Below are 17701 nucleotides of genomic sequence, written 5' to 3' on the forward strand. Positions count from 1 at the left end.
CCGGCTATTCAGCACTCGGGATCGTAGTAGAACTCGCGAAGTTCTTGCGCACAGCGGCAGGCCGAAGCAATCCGCGCAGCCCAATGGACGGCGACCTCCCTGGAGGGCAGCTCGAGAACGCAAAAGCCGCCGTCGAACTCCCTGGTTTGCGGGTATGTCTCGTTCGTGCAGCGCCCATCGGCTGCAACCATCAGCGAAGCGACGTCACTATTGACGCCGCCGCCGAAAACATACACCCCGGCGGCCTTGGCCTCGCGGATCACCGCATGGGATGCCTCGGCCACGGCCGCCATGTCCTCCGCAGCAACATCCATCGCACTCGCGGGAAAGGAGATAAGAAATTTTGTCATGATAGGCTCGCTGTTATTTTCCTCGGGAGACCTTGGCAATCACATCGACTGATCGAGCGCCTTGTTCCAGATCGCCGCGCCGTGCTCGTGGGCGTCAACGCCCTCGAAGAAGGACTGTACCGACCGATCGATGTCGAAATCCTCGCACTCCTCCCATTGCAGCAACTTGGGCTTGAAAACGCGCAGCTCCCCGGGCGCCGCCAGGGCGTAAGGGACGGCCATCACCGCCTTCGAGTCAAGTGAAAAATAGCTTCTGATTTCGACGATCACCGCATCGACCATCCGATCGTCGATCGGAATCCGTCCATCGTAAACCAGAACGCCGTCGCTCGCGTCGCTCTCATTGGACTCGAGCTTCGCCTGTCCGAAGGCCACGGATTTTTCCAGGTCGCCGTCAATGACGAGGCGTTGCATTTGTTTCTCTCCGCTCTCGCTGACGTACGCGAACATCGGAACGAGGGCTTCGCCGTCCGAGACACTCCAAATGGCATGCGCCGCGAAGAAACCGGCTAAATTGAAGGCGACGATCATCCAAACCCTTTTAAACAAAAAACCGTCCCCGGCACCGCTTCGGCTTCCGGGATCATAGAAAAAACTCTCGAGATTCTTGCGCACAGCGGCACGTCGTGGCAAGCCTGGCAGCCCACCCGCAGTCACGCCCCGTATTTACTGGCCCGGCACGTCCCATCCCCCGGCCAGCGCCTTGTACACCGCCACCAGGGTCGTCGCCGCTCCCGCCTGCGACTGCGCCAGCCTGTCGCGCGCGGCCAGCAGTTCGCGCTCGGCGTCGAGCACCGTCAGGAAGTCCGTCGAGCCGACAGCGAACCGCTCGCGCGCGATCAGCGCCGCCTGCTCCGACGACTGCGCCGACTCGTACAGCAACGCGGCCTGGCGCTGGCTGCGCGTGTACGCGGCCAGCGCGCCCTCGGTCTCCTCCAGCGCCGTCAGCACCGCGCGCTCGTAGGCGATCATCGCCCCGTCGCTGCGCGCGTCGGCGGCCGCGATCTGCGCGCGGATACGGCCGAAGTCCAGCAAATTCCACGTCAATTGCGCGCCCAGGTTGTACACATAGGCCGGCCCCTTGGCCAGCTCGCTCAGGTGCTGCGCGTTCTGCCCCAACGTCCCGCCCAGCACGATCTGCGGGAACAGCGCGCTGCGCGCCACGCCCACTTGCGCCGCCGCCGCGCTGGCCTGCGCCTCCGCCAACTGGATGTCGGGACGCCGCCGCAGCAGCTCCGCCGGCGATCCGATCGCCGACAGCTCCACCGCCCGCAATCCCGGCAAAGGCTTGACCGGCTCCAGCTCGGCGTCGAGCGCCGTCGGCTGCTGCCCGCACAGCACCGCGATGCGGTAGCGGGTGCGTATCAGCGCCGATTCCAGCGCCGGTATATTGGCCGCCGTCGACTTGACCAGCGCCCGCGCGCGCTCGCTGTCGAGCGCCGTGCCACGACCGACCTCCAGGCGCGCGTCGACCAGTTTGAGCGCCTCGTTCTGCGTCTCCAGCGACGACACGGCAACCCGCAATTGCTCCTGCAAGCCGCGCAGATCGAAGTAGTTGCGCGCCACCTCGGCCGCCACGCTGACCTGCGCGGCGCGCACGCCGGCCGCGCCGGCCAGCACGTTGGCCTCGGCCGCGCGGCGGGCGTCGCCCAGGCGGCCGAACAGGTCGACCTCCCAGCTGACATCCAGCCCGGCCGAGTAGTTGTTGGTGGTGCTGACGACGCCGGCGTCGTTCGGTCCGCGTATGCGCGCGGCGCCCGCGTTCACGCCGATGCTGGGCAGCAGGTTGGCGTCGGCGAAGCGGTTCAGCGCACGCGCCTCGCGCAGGCTGGCGGCGGCCGAACGTACGTCGGTGTTGGCCGCGAGCGCCCGCTCCACCAGGCTATCGAGCAGCGGGTCATTAAAGCCGCGCCAGAACTGGCTGACCGGCTGCTCGGCCTTGGCGCCATCGGGCGCGTTGGTGAAACCGGCGCCCAGCGCCGGTTCGAAGTGCTTGGCCGGCGGCGCGCTGGAACAAGCCGTCAGCGCCAGCGAAACAGCGATGGCCAGACCGGCCGGACGCAGGGATGCCATGCGGCGCGTGATCATAAGTCCTCCTTGCGTGGCTCGTGCGCCGGTGCCGTCTTGTGCGCCCCGGGCGCCCCCGCCGGACCCGCGTCGTCGACACCGGCATGGAACGGATGCGCGGCGGCGTCGATTTCGCGCCGCAGTTCTTCCGCGTGGGCGCGCCGTTTCTCGGTGCCCTTGCGCAGCAGCGCGTAGAACACCGGCGTCAGGAAAATCCCGAACAGGGTCACGCCGACCATGCCCGAGAACACGGCGATCCCCATCGCGCGGCGCATCTCGCTGCCCGCACCGCTGCCCAGGATCAGCGGTATCACGCCGGCGCAGAAGGCGATCGACGTCATCAAAATCGGCCGCAGACGCAGATGGCACGCCTCGATCACCGCGTCCACCATCGGCTTGCCCTGCTCTTCCAGCTCCTTGGCGAATTCCACGATCAGAATCGCGTTCTTGCACGCCAGCCCGACCAGCACCACCAGCGCCACCTGTGTGAACAGGTTCAAATCCCCCGCCTGGCCGAACGGCGGGAAGTGCGACAGCCACACGCCGAACAACGCCGACAGAATACACATCGGCACGATCATGATGATCGCCAGCGGCAGGCTCCAGCTCTCGTACTGCGCCGTCAGCACCAGCACCACCAGCACCACCGACAGGAACAGCACTGCGCCCAGCGTCGGTATCTTGATGTCCAGCCCCGGCAAGGTGACGGAACGCGTCAGCCGGTCCTGGTAGGCCAGGTCGGTCCACTCGTACGACATGCCGCGCGGCAGGGTCTTGACCAGCCGCTCGATCTCCGCCTCCGACTGCCCGCTGGAGAAGCCGGGATTGGCGGCGCCGTTGATGTCGGCCGACGGGAAGCCGTTGTAGCGCGTCACGCGGGTCGGACCGAAGGTCGGATTGACCTGCATGACGGAGCCCAGCGGCACCATCTGCCCCGCCGAATTGCGGGTTTCGAGCCGCGCGATGCTGTCGGCGCGGGAGCGGAACGGCGCGTCGGCCTGCACCACCACCTGGTAGGTCTTGCCGAAGCGGGTGAAGTCGTTCACATACAAGGAGCCCAGGTTGATCTGCAAGGTGTCGTAGATATCCTGCAGCGGCACGCCCATTTGCTTGGCCTTGGTGCGGTCGACGTCGGCGAACAGCTGCGGCACGTTGATGTCGTAGGTCGAATACGGCGTGCCGATGCTCGACTTTTGATTGCCGTAGATCTGACCGAGCACGCCCCAGACGGCGCCATACAGCGCCTGCTCCCCTTGGCTGCCGCGATCCTGCACCTGCACCTTGAAGCCGCCCGCGTTACCCAGGCCGTCGACGGCCGGCGGCGGCACCACGAACATGCGCGCGCCCTGGATCTGCTGGATCGCGCCATTAACCTTGCCCAGGATGGCGTCCTTGGACAGGTCGCCCGAGGTGCGCTTGTCGAACGGCGCCAGGCCGAAGAAGACGATGCCTTCGTTCGGCGACGCCGAGAAGCCGGCGATCGACAGACCCGGGAAGGCGATCGAATCGGTGATGCCGGGCACCTTGAGCGCGATGTCGCTCATGTCGCGGATCACCTTCTCGGTGCGCGCCAGCGAGGAACCGGCCGGCAGCTGCGCCACGCCGATCAAATACTGCTTGTCCGGCGCCGGCACGAAGCCGCTCGGGATGCGCGTGAACAGCAGCCCGGTCAACACCAGCAGCACGCCGTACACCACCAGCGCCAGCGACTTGCGCCCCAGCAGACCGGTCACGCCTCGACTATATGCCGCGCTGCGGCGCTGGAACATGCAGTTAAACCAGTGGAAGAAGCGGCCGAACACCTTGTCCATGCCGCGCGAGAGCCTGTCCTTGGGCGCGTCGTGCGGCCGCAGCAGCAGCGCCGCCAGCGCCGGCGACAGCGTCAGCGAATTGAACGCCGAGATCACCGTCGAAATGGCGATGGTGGCGGCGAACTGCTTGTAGAACTGGCCGGACAGGCCGGGCACGAAGGTCAGCGGAATGAACACCGCGCACAGCACCAGCGCGATGGCGATGATCGGGCCACTGACCTCGTTCATCGCCTTCACCGTGGCGTCGTGCGGCGTCAGGCCGTCGGCGATGTTGCGCTCGACGTTTTCCACCACCACGATGGCGTCATCGACGACGATACCGATGGCCAGCACCAACCCGAACAAGGTCAGGGTGTTGATCGAGTAGCCAAGCAGCAGCAGCACCGCGAAAGTGCCGACGATGGACACCGGCACCGCCAGCAGCGGAATCACCGAGGCGCGCCACGTCTGCAGGAAGATGATCACCACCAGCACCACCAGCAGCACCGCCTCGATCAAGGTGTGCACCACTTTTTCGATCGATGTCTGCACGAAGCGCGTCGGATCGTAGACGATGCTGTAATCGACGCCCTTGGGGAAGTTGGCCTTCAGGCGCGCCATCGTCGCCCGCACGTCGTCCGACAGCTGCAGCGCGTTCGATCCCGGCGCCTGGAAGATCGCGATCGCCGCCGCCTCCTTGTTGTTCAGCAGGCTACGCAGCGAAAAGGTGCTGGCGCTCATCTCGACCCGGCCGATATCCTTGATCCGCACCACGGCGCCGTTGGCAGGATCGCTGCGCACGATGATGTTGGCGAAGTCCTCTTCCGTGATCAAGCGGCCCTGCGCGTTGACCTGCAACTGGAAATCCGTGTCGTCGGGCGACGGCGGCGAGCCGACCACGCCGGCCGCCACCTGCGCGTTCTGCTCGCGGATCGACGCGACCACGTCGCCGGCGGTCATGCCGCGCGCCGCCAGCTGCTGGGGATTGAGCCACACGCGCATCGCGTAGTCGCCGGCGCCGAACTGCAGCACCGACCCCATGCCCGGGATGCGCAGCAGATCGTCGCGCACATTCAGGTTGGCGTAGTTGCGCAGATAAAGCGCGTCGTGGCTGTTGTCGGGGCTGACCATGTGCACCACCATGGTCAGGTTGGGCGACTGCTTCTCTGTGGTCACACCGATGGTGCGCACGATCTCCGGCAACCGTGGCAAGGCGCGGTTGATGCGGTTCTGCACCGCCGTCTCGGCCTGCTCCGGCACGGTGCCGATCTTGAACGTCACCGTCAGCGCCATGCTGCCGTCGGCGGTGGCGCGGCTCTCGAAATACAGCATGTTTTCCAGGCCGTTGATCTGCTCCTCCAGCGGCGCGGCCACGGTCTCCGAAATCACGCGCGGGTTAGCGCCCGGGAACTGGGCGCGCACCACGATCTGCGGCGGCGCCACCTCGGGATACTCCGAAATCGGCAGCTGAAAAATGGCCAGCACGCCGACCAGGAAAATGAACAGCGAAAGAACGGTGGCGAAGCGCGGACGATCAATGAAAAACCGTGAGATATCCATGCGTGCGCCCCTCAGCTCTTGGCGGCGGCGGGAGCGGCCGGAGCACCGGGCGCGCCCGGCGGCGGCGCAGGAATCGGCACGCCCTTGTCATCGACCTTGAGCTGCTGCGGCGTGACCGGCGCGCCGGGCATGGCGCGCAGCAGTCCGTCGACGATCACCAGTTCGCCGGGTTTGACGCCGGTGACGGCGCGCATGGCGCCGATCAGCGCGCCGGTCTTGACCTCGCGCTGGTCGACGATGTTGTTCTTGCCGACCACGAGCACCACCTTGCGCGTCTGGTCGGTGCTGATGGCACGGTCCAGCACCATCGTCGCCGTGTACTTGCCGCTGCCGACCAGTTGCAGCCGCGCGAACAGTCCGGGCGTATACAGGCCGTCCTTGTTGTCGAATACGGCGCGCCCACGCATCGACGCGGTGGCCGGATTGAGGCGGTTGTCGACGAAGTCCATCTTGCCGGCGTGCGGGAAGCCCTCCTCGTTCGCCAGGCCGAGACGCACCTCGTTGGGCGTGTCGCGCGACGAGCCGCGCGAGCCATCGCGCGCCGAGCGCATATATTTCAGATAGATCGCCTCGCTGGCGTCGAAGTAGGCGTAGACACGGTCGCTCGACACCACCGTCGTCAGCACCGGATCGCCGATGCTCACCAGGTTGCCCTCGGTGATGTTGGCGCGCGAGGTGCGGCCCGTGACCGGCGCGGTGATATTGGTGAACTCCAGATTGAGCCTGGCCTGCACCAGCGCCGCCTCGGCGGCCTTGACGTTGGCCTGGGCGCTGGCCAGCGCCGCGCGCAACTGATCGATTTCCTGCTGGCTGACGCCGCGCACCGACACCAGTCTTTCGGCGCGCGCCAATTCGGTTTTATTGAGCTCGCCCTGGGTTTTCGCCGCCAGCAGTTGCGCCTCCAGCCGCGCCGCCTCGGCGGCGAACGGACGCGGATCGATGGTGAACAGCCGGTCGCCCTTGTTGACCACTTGCCCCTCGCGGAAATGCACCTTGGTCAGCATGCCGGCCACTCGCGAGCGGATCTCGACGGTGTTCGGCGCTTCCAGCCTGGCCGTGAATTCGTCGAACTCCTGCACTTCGCGCTGGACCACCGGCGCCACCGACACCGGCGGCGGCCCGCCGCCGTGCTGGCCGCCGTCATCGCCCTTGCCGCAAGCCGCCAGGGTCAGCGCCAGGCCGCACATGAAGGAGGTTTTCGCCCAACGCGAGCGTGACTGTACGGCCAGAATTTCCATCGTTGACTCCAATAACGGTGACAAGCGCTAAGTGACTGGTGAGCTGCGGGTGATCCTAACGAGTTGAGGCGAATAGCGAAACTAACAAATTGATACTCAATTAAGTAGTTGAATTCTGACAAAAAAATATTGGATTGTCATTAAGTTTAACGATCGAACAGACTACAGCGTTCGGAAAAAGCCGAAAAAACCGCCATTGGCGCGAAGCCGAAGGAATTTGACGCAGATCAATTTTTTTTGACTTAAGACTTGCTAGGCTATCCATACTTTGCCTCAGGTCATACACATGTTGCCGTCCACATCAGCAGTACCCCGCTCCGAACCGCCTGGCGCAGGCTTGCCATCGACCTGCCGCGACTGTCCCACCCGCGAGCATTGCCTGCCGGCCGGCCTCGATCCGGCGGAACTGCGAAGCTTTGAACACACGGTCGCGCGCCGCCAGCACCTGAAGCGGCACGAACGGCTCTATCGGCGCGGCACGCCGCTCGAGCATGTGTTCATCGTGGCAAGTGGACAGATCAAAGCCGAACGGCCGATGCCCGACGGCCGGCCACAGGTGCTCGGCTTCTACCTGCCGGGGCAACTGCTCGGCCTCGATGCGCTGGCCTCGCACAGCTACCGCTGCGACGCCGTCGCGCTGTGCGACAGCACGGTGTGCGCGATCTCGTATGCGATGCTCACCAGCCTGATCCAGCAGCGCAGCACCCTGCTGCTGCGTTTTCACGCGCTGTTCGGCACCGAGCTGGCGCGCCAGCAGAACAACATGTTATTGCTCGGCAACGCCAAGGCGCCGCAGCGGCTGGCCGCCTTCCTGATGGACCTGGCCACCAGCCACCACGCGCCCGCGCCGCCGGCGCCAGCGTTCGAATTGCGCATGTCGCGCGACGACATCGCCTCGCACCTCGGTCTCGCGCTGGAAAGCGTGAGCCGCCAACTGACGCAGTTCCGCGCGGCCGGCCTGCTGGAAGTCCAGAACCGCCGCATCGAGTTACTCGACGCCGACGCCCTGCAGGCGATCGCCATTTCTTCATAGGAGGCATCATGTCTTACAAATCCATCCTGGTCCACGTGGACCGCTCGCGCCGCACCGACGCCCGTATCGCACTGGCCGCACGCCTGGCTGGCGACCAACAGGGATACCTGATCGGCGCCGCCGTCAGCGGCTACGTGCAGCAACTGTACGGCGCCAGTCCGATGATGATGGCCGCGCCCATTCCCGAGGGCGAGCTGGAAGCCTGCCGGGCCGAGGCCGGCCGGACGCTGGACAATTTCGAGAAGGTCGCGCGCGCCGCCGGCGTCGACGCCATCGAACGCCGCCTGAGCGACGACACGGCGCAGTACAGCATCGTCCTGCAGGCCCGCTACGCCGATCTGGTGGTGGTCGGCCAGCACGATCCCGACGACAGCGAAACCGGCGCGCTGCGCGACCTGCCCGAATACGCGGCGCTGCAAGGTGGCCGGCCGGTGCTGGTGGTGCCCTATGCCGGCCGGTTCGACCGCATCGACCGTCACGCGCTGGTGGCGTGGGACGGCAGCCGTTCCGCCGTCCGCGCCGTCACCGACGCGCTGCCGCTGCTGCGGCGCAGCGGCAAGGTCACACTCGCCCTGTTCAATCCGGACCGCCAGTACGGCGTGCATGGCGAGCAGCCGGGCGCCGACATCGCGCTGTTCCTGGCCCGGCATGGCGTCAATGTCGAGGTGCTGCGGCAGGACACGCCGCCGGGACTCGACGTAGGCAACGCCTTGCTGTCGCTGGCGGCCGATATCGATGCCGACCTGCTGGTGATGGGCGCGTACGGGCATATGCGCTGGCGCGAGGTGCTGCTGGGCGGCGTCACGCGCACGGTTTTGCAGTCGATGACGCTGCCCGTCTTGATGTCCCATTGACCTGCCAGCAAGCCAACGCGGCGCTCAACCCACCTTGATGACGACTTTTCCCTTCGACCTGCCCGTTTCGACGTAGGCCAACGCCTCCCTGGCCTGCTCGAACGGGAACACGCGGTCGATCACCGGGCGGATGGCGCCGGCGTCGATCAATTCGGCGATCTGCCGCAGCTGCTCGCCGCTGGCGCGCATGTACAGGAAGGAGTAGCTGACGCCGGCCGCCCTCGCCTTGCTGCGGATGCCGTAACTGAGCATGCGCATGACCAGCGCCACCAGCGCGTTCACGCCGCGCGCCTTGGCGAAATCGGGGTCCGGCGGGCCGGCGATGCCGATGACTTTCCCGCCCGGCTTGAGCACGCTCAGCGACTTTTTCAGCGTCGCGCCGCCCTGGGAATCGAGCACCAGATCGTAGTCGCGCAGCCGCAGCGCGAAATCGTCTTGCTTGTAGTCGATGACGATATCGGCGCCCAGCTGTTTTAACATTGCCGCGTTGGCCGCGCTGGCGGTCGTGGCGACGGTGGCGCCCAGATGCCTGGCCAGCTGGATGGCGACCGTCCCCACGCCGCCGGTACCGGCATGTATCAGCACCTTCTGGCCCTGCTTCAATTGGCCTTTTTCGACCAGCGCCTGCCACGCCGTCAGGGCCACCAGCGGCATCGCCGCGGCCTGCTCCATCGTCAGTGTCCTCGGCTTGAGCGCCAGCGACTCTTCCTTGATCGCGATGAATTCGGCGAACGTGCCGATACGGTCGTCGTCCGGCCGCGCATACACCTCGTCGCCGACGTTGAAGCGCCGCACGGCCGCGCCCACCCGCACCACCACGCCGGCCATGTCATTGCCCAGGATGAGCGGCAGCCGATACGGCAGCAGCAGTTTGAATTCGCCGTCGCGGATTTTAAGGTCCAGCGGGTTGACGCTGGCGGCGTGGATCCGCACCAGCACGTCGTCGGCGCGCAGCTCCGGCTGCGCCGCCTCGCCGGCGCGCACCACATCGGCTTTGCCGTAACGGTCAATGATATATGCCTTCATGTCCCTCTCCGGTGAACGTTATTATTCCAGCGCGGCGGCGGGACCTACCGCCGGCTGCGAGTCGAGCTTCAAATCCTTGCGGATGCCCGCTTCCACCAGCGCGGCGGGCGCGAAGCGGCGCAGCGCCCGCAGGCGGCCGGCCATCGCGCCCGACGTGTAGCGCACCTTCGGGCGGGCGTCGCGCGCGGCCTTCAGCACGGTGGCGGCCACCACCTCCGGGCCATCGGCCTTCTCCATGGCCTGCTTCACCGTGTCCGCCAGCGCGGCGCGCAGCGCGCGGTACTCCGGCAGTTGGGCGTCCGCCTGCAACTGGTTGGCGTCGAACGGCGTCTTCACATACGCCGGTTCGATCAGCGATACCCGCACGCCCTGGGTGCGCAGCTCCTGGTCGAGCGACTCCGAATATCCCTCGACCGCGTGCTTGGTGGCGCAGTACAGCGCCGCATACGGCAGCGCCACCAAACCAAGCACGGAGCTGATGTTCAGGATGCGTCCCTCGCGCTGCCGGCGCATGTGCGGCAGCACCGCGCGCGTCATCCGCACCAGGCCGAAGAAATTGGTGTCGAAGATGGCCTGCGCCTGTTCGATGCTGCTCTCCTGCGCCGCCGCCGGCGCCACGCCGAAACCGGCGTTATTGACCAGCAGGTCGATGCGCCCGTGCCGGCGCACCACCTCGGCCACCAGCGCCGCCACCGATTCATCGCTGGTGACGTCCAGCGCCAGCATCTCGAACCCGCGCTGCGAAGCCGACCCGCCCTTGCGGCTGGTGCCGTAGACCGTGTACCCGGCCTGGGCCAGCGACCGCGCCGTTGCCTCGCCGATTCCCGACGATGCGCCGGTTACGATTGCAATCTTGTTGTTCATGGTGATCCCCTCATTGTCAGCCCATTGCTGGACGCGTGGTGTAAAAAGTTAAATATGACGATCGTCATATTATGGTTTAAAAAAAACGGCCGTCCCGGCCGCCGCCTGGTGGACGAAGTTACTCGCCCACCGGTGCAAAATACTTGAGTGCCGCTTCGCGCAGCGATTTCGCCAGCGCCGGATCATCCACCGCCCTCGCCAGCACCACCGTACCCACCATCGCGCTGATTCTCACCATGGCCTCGTCGTGCGCGCCGCGGTCGCCGCCCTCCGGTATCTGTTTTGCCACGATATCGATCAACTGCTGGATGTGTTGCGTCGCCACGTGCCGCACTTCCGGCGCCTGGCGGTGCATCTCCGAGCCCACCGCGGAGACCGCGCAACCGCGTTCGACGCCGTTCATGTGCTCATCCGACAGATACGCCTGCATCAAAGCCTGCAAGCCCTGCCCCTTGGGCGCGGCCTCGAAGACCTGGGCCGTCCATCCCAGCGCCTCGGCGCGGGCGCGGTCGGCCGCTTCGGCCAGCAACGCCTCGCGCGAGGCGAAGTGGGCGTAGAAACCACCGTGCGTCAAGCCAGCTTCCTTCATGATGTCGGCCACGCCGGTGCCATCGTAGCCGCTGCGGCGTATCGCCCGCGCGGCCACTTCCAGGATGCGCTCGTGCGTCACTTCCTTGCGCGCCTGCGTCGCGCGCAGTTGCGGCGCTTTGGCTTTCGCGACCGGTTTGATTGATTTATCCTTCTGCATGACGATCATCATATCCGATTTTTCGGGAAAGCGCCAAGCCGGCGTTATTTTGATGAATTACGCCTGCACGGGCGGCAACACGAAGTCGGGATACTTCTCGCGCAGCGCGTCCAGCTCCGACAGGGTGCCGGACAGATGACGGCGCACCGCGTTGCGGGCCTGCTCCGAATTACCGGCGGCGATGGCGTCGGCGATCTCGCTGTGATCGTCCAGTATGCGCTGGGCCTTGCTGTTGAGGGGAAGATGCAGGCGGCGCAGCCGATCCAGATTGCCGCTCAAGCGCCGCACCAGATGCCACAGGTCGGCCACATCGGCGGCCATGTACAAAGTCTGGTGGAATTCCAGGTCGGCGCGGGCGAAGCTTTCCAGGTCGCCGCGCGTCAGGGCCAGGCGTTGGCGCGCCAGCAGGTCGGCCAGGTCGCCATCCAACGCCGGGGGACGGCGCCCGCACAACTGGTGCGCCATCTCCAGTTCCACCGACAGCCGCAGCACGTGCGCCTGGCGCGCCGACGTCAGGTCGATGGCGCTCACGCGCGTCAGGTGCTGGGGATAGATGTCCACCAACCGCTCCTCCTCCAGCCGCAGCAGCGCGTCGCGGATCGGCGTGATCGACAGTTTGAAGTAATCGGCCAGTTGCTGCCGCGCGAGCACGGTGCCCGGCGCCAGCACATTGGTGACGATCTTTTCGCGCAGATGTTCGAACACTTGCGCGGTGGCGTTACGCGTACGATCCAACGAAAAAGCACCCGGCGGCGATTGCAAAGCCATAGAGGGGAAGACTGGCATGTGACAAGGGCTCATATATTAACATATCAGCATCACCAGACAGTCCCATGGCGCGCCTCACGGCGCCCGGTAAAACTCGATTTCGACGATCGACAGCACACCCTTTGGCGTGGTGTTGGCGCCGGTGTCGACGATCGCCTGGTTCGCCACCTCCGTCATCTTGACGGTGTTGCCCTCCTCGGCCACGCCGTTCAGCTCCACCTTGACCAAGCTGCCCCGGCGCGGCTTGAGCGGAAGCGTCACGTAGCCCAGGCTTTTCGGCGTCATGCCGGAGAAAACCACTTCGCCGTCGACCGAGATCCTGAGCGGGTAACTGCGTTCGCGCCAACCCGACAACTTCATCGCGATCTCGTTCAACGTGGCCGCTTGCGCCAGCCGGTAGGTGATCGACGGCGTGCCCTCGCCCGGCTTGCTGACCCACCTGGTGGTTTCGTCGTCGTCATAGGAATTGGCGACATCGGCCGCGTTGCTGGCCGCTTCCGCCGATGCCGGCCGCACCGCCACCCGCGTCACCTTGTACGACGGCGTTGCGGGCGTCGGCCCGCGCTCCAGATGCACGGGCAGGTCCGCGCCCGGCAAACGCGTCGACAAGCCGTCGACCGATGCCGCCGGCAGCGCGTCCAACGCCAGTTCGGCGCCCGCCAGACCGGGCGCGCTGGCGCGCACCACGATCTTGCCGGCCTGCGTGGCGCTGCGGATCAGCACCCGGTTCACGCCACCTTCGACCGGCAAGGTCCTGGCCAGCACGTGGTTGTGGGGGCCCTGCGCGATACCGCCGCGCCATTCGGCCGGGCCTTGCAGGTCGAAGCTGACGGTGTCCAGCGCGACCGGATTGCGGCGGCCCTGCGCGTCGACCACCTCCACCTGCACCAGCGCCAGATCGGCGCCGTCGGCGTGAAGACCCGACGGCGACGTGATCGACGTCAGTTTGAGCGCGGCGGGAGCGCCCGCCGTCGCCAGCACCGCTTCGCACACCTGCTTGCCGGCGGCGTCGAAGCCCACCGCTTTCAGCTCGCCCGGCTGCCACGCGACGTCGTCGAAGGTGAACAGAAAGCGTTCGCTCTGGCGGCCTTGCTGCGCGAGCGGCTTGCCGTTCAGGCGCAGCTCCACCTTGTCGGCGCTGGAGATCACCGTCACCGCCTTGGTGGTGCGGGGCTGGTAGTTCCAGTGGCCGACGATGTGGGCGCGCGGCTTCTCGACATCGACCCAGCCGTCCCACATGACCTGATGCGCGTAGAAGCCATCCTTCGGTATGCGCATCGCATCGACCTCGCCGCTGCGTCGGTAGTTCTCGGCGCCGCGATGGTGGGTGTTACTGTCCGAGAAAACGATGTTGACGCCACCCGACGACACGCGCGTGCCGGTGCCGGGCCGCTCGCGCCAGTAGTCGTACCAGCGCTTGACGTTCTCGATCGCGTGCGTGTCCTGGTTGCGGTTGTAGACGCTGGCGTCCTGCCCCTTGTGCAGCGGACCGTCGCCGTCCTTGTGGAACGGCGGCGTCAAGTCGTCCCAGAACTTGCGCGCGCCCTCGTCGCGGGAATACTCCATCGCCCACATCGGAATGCGCGCGCTCTTGTTCACGTACAGCATCTCGCCGCCATATTCCGCCACCTGCTGCAGGCGCGCGCCGAGCATCTCGCGGCTACCGGAGGCGCGGCCGCCGTGCGGGTCGAAGCGGTCGCGCAGCGCCTTCATCTCCAGCATGTGCGGCTCGCTCACGCCACGGTTGCCGCTCTCGTAGAAGATGATGCTCGGGCTATTGCGGTTGTAGATGATCGCGTCGCGCATGACTTCAATGCGCTGTTCCCAGCGCCGGCCGGTGACGTCGGCCTCCGAATCGCCCGGCGGCATCGCCTGCATCAAGCCGAGGCGGTCGAGCGATTCGACATCCTGCTTCCACGGCGTGATGTGCATCCAGCGTATCAGGTTGGCGTTGCTGGCCAGCGCCAGGCCGTTGCTGTAGTCGCTCAGCCAGGCCGGCACCGACATGCCGACCGCCGGCCACTCGTTGGAGGTGCGCTGCGCGTAGCCCTTCATCTGCAGCACGCGGTCGTTCAGCTTGACCATGCCGTCGGCGAAGCCGGTCTTGCGGAAACCGGTGCGCGTCGCCAGCTCGTCGACCGGCTTGCCGTCGACCTTCAGGATGGTCTGCACGTCGTACAGGTAGCCGTAGCCCCAGCTCCAGAAGTGCAGGTCCCCGACCTTCGCGCTGGCCTTGACCACCGTCGTCGCGCCCGGCGCCAGCGTCTGCGCGGGCGAACCGAAGGCGGCCACTTGCCGCCCTTCGCGGTCGCGTATCCGCACCTCGTAGCTGAAGGTGCGTGGCCGGTCATGCTCGTTGCGCACCTGCGATTCGGCGGTCACCGTGGCCCGCCGGCCGGGGATGTCGAAGTCGCTCGCGTACACATACACGCCGGTGGTGCCCAGGCTCGAATACAGCGGCAAGGTTTGATACAGCTTGTCCGTCACGTGCAGCCGCACGTTCTTCGACAAGCCGCCGTAGTTGGCGTTGAAGTTCTTGTCGGACCACTGATAGCGCTGGCCGGTGGCCTTTTCGCGGTAGTCCCAGCTGTTATCGGTGCGCACCGCGACCGTGTTCGCGCCGTCGACCAGCGCGGCGGTGATATCGAAGCCGAAGGCGTTGATGCCGTTCTCGTGCAAGCCGATGCGCTGGCCGTTGACGGACACCTCGGCCGCCTGGCGCGCGCCCTCGAATTCCAGGAACACCTTGCGTCCGCGCGCGGCCGCCGGCAGGGTGAAGCGCTTGCGGTACCAAGCCACGCCGGTCGACTGGTCGACGATGTCCTTGCCGAAGGCGTCGTCCTCGTTCCACGCGCGCGGCAACGTCACGCGCTTCCAGGCCTGGTCGTCGAAGCCGGTTTGCGCCGCGTCGGCCGGATCGGCGACGGCCAGCCGCCAGTCGGGGTTGAAGTTGTAGGTCAGGCGTTCGGCTTGCGCCGGGAACGGCAGCGCGATGCAGCAGGTGATCAAGAACGCCGGCAAAGTCGCGGCCGGAAAACGTCGACGGGTCATATGCGCTTTCGATGAGTAGGGCCGACACCAATCCGCCCGCACTAAAATATTAGCATTTTAGTGCCCCGGAAAAGGCCCTCCGGACGCATTGATCAACAAGGTGAGCAAAGCGAGGCGCGCCGAACCGGCCTGGTTACGTGGTCATCACGTCGTCCAGCATCTGCATCAGCTTGCCGAAGTTGACCGGCTTGACCAGGTAGCGGTCGAAATCGCCCTTGCCGCCGGCCTTTTCCTCGATGTTGCCGTAGCCGGTGACGGCGATCAGTCGGGTCCCGGCCGTGTGCGGCTGCCCGCGCAGCCGGCGCGCCAGCTCGTGGCCGTCGATGTCGGGCATGCCGATGTCGAGCAGGAACACGTCCGGCACCCGCTCCGGCGGGATGGCCAGCGCCGCGCGCGGATTGGTCATTTCCTCGACGCTGTGGCCGACCGCCCGCAGGCAGGTGGCCAGCGTCCACGCGGCGTCGGCGTTGTCGTCGACCACGACGATGCGCAACGCCTGCCCCGCCTGCGGCGCCAGGCCGCCCGTGGCGCCGGCGCCGGCGTCGGCCGACTGATGGCGCGGCAGCCGCACCTCGAATACGCTGCCGGCGCCGGGACCGCCGCTGCTGGCGGCGACGCGGCCGCCATGCAGCCCCACGAGGCTCTTGACCAGCGGCAGCCCCAGCCCCAGCCCGCCCTGCGCGCGGTCCGGGGTGCGCGCGCCCTGCACGAACAGTTCGAACACATGCGGCAGCAGGTCGGCGCCGATGCCGGCGCCGTTGTCGGCCACCGTGACGACCACCTCGCCGCCATCGACGCGCAGCGCCAGCTCGATCGCGCCCCTGGCCGGCGTGTACTTGGCCGCGTTGTTGAGCAAATTGGCCAGCACCTGCACCAGCCGCTTTTCGTCGCCGACCACCTGCGCCTGCTCGTAGGTGATGTGCGTGCTCACCTTGTGGCCGCGCTTCTCCGTCAGCGGCTGGACCTGTTCCAGCGCGGCGGCCACCACCTGCTTGCAATCGATCACGGTCTTATTCAGCTCGACCACGCCGCGCGTCACGCGCGAGACATCGAGCAGGTCGTCGAGCATGGCCGACATGTGCCGCGCCTGGCGCGACAGCACCTCGCTCATTCGGGCGATGCGCGCCGGCTCCGGCGGCGCGATGGCCAGCAGGTCGGCGGCGGCGGTGATCGGCGCCAGCGGATTGCGCAATTCGTGCGCCAGCATGGCCAGGAAATCGTCCTTCTGCTGGTTGCTGCGCGCCAGTTCGGCCTGGATGCGCTTGGTGTCGCTGATGTCGATGGTGATGCCGTCGAAGCGGGTCGGCGCGCCGGCGCGGTCGTAATAGGTGCGGCCCTTGGCGCGCAGCCAGCGCTCGCGCCCGTCCGGCGCCAGCACCCGGTATTCGACGTCGTAGCCCTTCCCGTCCACCACGCTGGCGTCGACCGCCGCGCGGGTGTGGTCGCGGTCGTCCGGATGGATGCGGCTGTAGAACACATCGAAGTCGACCTCGGCGTCCTCGGGCAGGAAGAAATGCTCCTTGCACTTGTCGTTCCAGAAGATCTTCCCCATCGGCATGGGACAGTAAAACGTGCCCAGCTCGCCGGCGGCGACGGCCAGCTCCAGCCGCTCGCCCGCCTCGGTGGCGCGCGCCTCGGCGTTGCGGCGCCGGCCCTCGCCCTCGCGCATCAGTTCGGCCAGTTGCCGCAAGTCTTGCAACGAACGCGTCAAATGCGCCGGCTGGCTGCCCACCCCCTGCCCGTCCTCGCTGGCGAGGATGGCGGTGAGGTCGTAGACGCGGTGCAGGATGAAGCGCACGCGGCCGTCCTCGCCCGGCACCGGAATGTTGGTCGGCAGCCAGGACTTGACGATGAATCCGCCACCTTGGCGATCCGGAACGTCGTAGCGCTGCACCTCCATCGCGTGCGTGCGGCCGGTGCGCAACACCGATTCGAGCGAGGCGCGCAGCCGTATCGGCCCCTCGGCTTCGGCGGTCTCGCCCGGGAAGGCGTCGAACAGCGGCCTCCCGATCAGATCGGCGCGCGTGGTCAGCGTAGCGGCGAGGTATTCGTCTGAAGCGTGGAGAATGGCATATTCAGGACCGGCGTCGAGCACAAGGATGGCAAACGGCAGCGATTGCACGATAAGGGAAGTCTCAGACGTCATGCGGATTTCTTTAAGGAATGCGACCTTGGCCGGAAGCAGTGGCTGGATTGGTGGGTATCCGATTGTAGCATCTGGGCACACAACTCTTGGGTAACACGACCTACAGCGACACAGGCAACGCTCCTACAGCGGGCGGCTGAGTGCGCGTCTACTATGGGTCCATAGCAAAACGTATCCGTTGCTAAATCAGCTGCAAACTCAGTTCT

Annotated in this window: 13 protein-coding genes; 2 read left to right on the forward strand and 11 right to left on the reverse strand. The window is 66.4% G+C overall.

Going from position 1 to position 17701, the window contains the following annotated elements:
- Positions 1–8: 8 nt before the first annotated feature.
- The 5 genes from BMX85_RS03095 to BMX85_RS03115 all read right to left on the reverse strand — a co-directional run bounded on the left by BMX85_RS03095 (position 9) and on the right by BMX85_RS03115 (position 7005).
- On the reverse strand, positions 9–350 hold the full coding sequence (locus BMX85_RS03095; protein WP_177196633.1) for a YciI family protein: 342 nt from the start codon (positions 348–350) through the stop codon (positions 9–11).
- Positions 351–389: 39 nt separating this feature from the next.
- On the reverse strand, positions 390–881 hold the full coding sequence (locus BMX85_RS03100; protein ID WP_090314206.1) for a hypothetical protein: 492 nt from the start codon (positions 879–881) through the stop codon (positions 390–392).
- Positions 882–1016: 135 nt separating this feature from the next.
- Entirely contained in the window at positions 1017–2438 is a 1422-nt protein-coding gene (locus BMX85_RS03105) for an efflux transporter outer membrane subunit (RefSeq protein WP_090314207.1), read from the reverse strand.
- Positions 2435–5767 (reverse strand): efflux RND transporter permease subunit, encoded by a 3333-nt coding sequence (locus BMX85_RS03110; protein ID WP_090314208.1) that lies wholly within the window; start codon positions 5765–5767, stop codon positions 2435–2437. The genes BMX85_RS03105 and BMX85_RS03110 overlap by 4 nt, the downstream gene beginning before the upstream one ends.
- Before the next feature lie 11 nt (positions 5768–5778).
- Positions 5779–7005: an efflux RND transporter periplasmic adaptor subunit gene (locus tag BMX85_RS03115; protein WP_090314209.1), complete on the reverse strand. Its 1227-nt coding sequence runs from the start codon at positions 7003–7005 to the stop codon at positions 5779–5781.
- 337 nt (positions 7006–7342) lie between these two features.
- Here BMX85_RS03115 and BMX85_RS03120 point away from each other — a divergent pair, with 337 nt between their 5' ends.
- Positions 7343–8038 (forward strand): Crp/Fnr family transcriptional regulator, encoded by a 696-nt coding sequence (locus BMX85_RS03120; RefSeq protein ID WP_177196634.1) that lies wholly within the window; start codon positions 7343–7345, stop codon positions 8036–8038.
- A gap of 8 nt (positions 8039–8046) precedes the next feature.
- Positions 8047–8892 carry a universal stress protein gene (locus BMX85_RS03125; protein ID WP_090314211.1) on the forward strand — a complete coding sequence of 282 codons (846 nt, stop codon included), beginning with the start codon at positions 8047–8049 and terminating at the stop codon, positions 8890–8892.
- 24 nt (positions 8893–8916) lie between these two features.
- Here the strand turns inward: BMX85_RS03125 and BMX85_RS03130 are convergent, their stop codons facing one another.
- The 6 genes from BMX85_RS03130 to BMX85_RS03155 form a co-directional block, all read right to left on the reverse strand.
- The gene (locus BMX85_RS03130; RefSeq protein WP_090314212.1) at positions 8917–9918 is read right to left on the reverse strand and encodes an NADP-dependent oxidoreductase; all 1002 of its coding nucleotides are present in this window, start codon (positions 9916–9918) and stop codon (positions 8917–8919) included.
- A gap of 21 nt (positions 9919–9939) precedes the next feature.
- Entirely contained in the window at positions 9940–10782 is an 843-nt protein-coding gene (locus tag BMX85_RS03135) for an oxidoreductase (RefSeq protein ID WP_090314213.1), read from the reverse strand.
- A gap of 118 nt (positions 10783–10900) precedes the next feature.
- On the reverse strand, positions 10901–11542 hold the full coding sequence (locus BMX85_RS03140; protein ID WP_090314214.1) for a TetR/AcrR family transcriptional regulator: 642 nt from the start codon (positions 11540–11542) through the stop codon (positions 10901–10903).
- A gap of 45 nt (positions 11543–11587) precedes the next feature.
- On the reverse strand, positions 11588–12265 hold the full coding sequence (locus tag BMX85_RS03145; RefSeq protein ID WP_307172693.1) for a GntR family transcriptional regulator: 678 nt from the start codon (positions 12263–12265) through the stop codon (positions 11588–11590).
- Between the two features lie 108 nt (positions 12266–12373).
- On the reverse strand, positions 12374–15349 hold the full coding sequence (locus BMX85_RS03150; protein ID WP_090314216.1) for a glycoside hydrolase family 2 protein: 2976 nt from the start codon (positions 15347–15349) through the stop codon (positions 12374–12376).
- 133 nt (positions 15350–15482) lie between these two features.
- A complete protein-coding gene (locus BMX85_RS03155; protein WP_090314217.1) occupies positions 15483–17495 on the reverse strand; it encodes a hybrid sensor histidine kinase/response regulator in 2013 nt (670 codons plus the stop codon).
- Between the last annotated feature and the right edge of the window lie 206 nt (positions 17496–17701).

Source organism: Duganella sp. CF517, from assembly GCF_900110275.1.
Classification (GTDB): domain Bacteria; phylum Pseudomonadota; class Gammaproteobacteria; order Burkholderiales; family Burkholderiaceae_D; genus Rugamonas.

Bases quoted from the DNA above. Each gene is read 5' to 3' on its own strand.
- BMX85_RS03140 (WP_090314214.1), bottom strand. From the start codon at position 11,542: ATGATGATCGTCATGCAGAAGGATAAATCAATCAAACCGGTCGCGAAA.
- BMX85_RS03100 (WP_090314206.1), bottom strand. From the start codon at position 881: ATGATCGTCGCCTTCAATTTAGCCGGTTTCTTCGCGGCGCATGCCATT.
- BMX85_RS03115 (WP_090314209.1), bottom strand. From the start codon at position 7,005: ATGGAAATTCTGGCCGTACAGTCACGCTCGCGTTGGGCGAAAACCTCC.
- BMX85_RS03095 (WP_177196633.1), bottom strand. From the start codon at position 350: ATGACAAAATTTCTTATCTCCTTTCCCGCGAGTGCGATGGATGTTGCT.
- BMX85_RS03110 (WP_090314208.1), bottom strand. From the start codon at position 5,767: ATGGATATCTCACGGTTTTTCATTGATCGTCCGCGCTTCGCCACCGTT.
- BMX85_RS03125 (WP_090314211.1), top strand. From the start codon at position 8,047: ATGTCTTACAAATCCATCCTGGTCCACGTGGACCGCTCGCGCCGCACC.
- BMX85_RS03130 (WP_090314212.1), bottom strand. From the start codon at position 9,918: ATGAAGGCATATATCATTGACCGTTACGGCAAAGCCGATGTGGTGCGC.
- BMX85_RS03155 (WP_090314217.1), bottom strand. From the start codon at position 17,495: ATGACGTCTGAGACTTCCCTTATCGTGCAATCGCTGCCGTTTGCCATC.
- BMX85_RS03135 (WP_090314213.1), bottom strand. From the start codon at position 10,782: ATGAACAACAAGATTGCAATCGTAACCGGCGCATCGTCGGGAATCGGC.
- BMX85_RS03150 (WP_090314216.1), bottom strand. From the start codon at position 15,349: ATGACCCGTCGACGTTTTCCGGCCGCGACTTTGCCGGCGTTCTTGATC.
- BMX85_RS03105 (WP_090314207.1), bottom strand. From the start codon at position 2,438: ATGATCACGCGCCGCATGGCATCCCTGCGTCCGGCCGGTCTGGCCATC.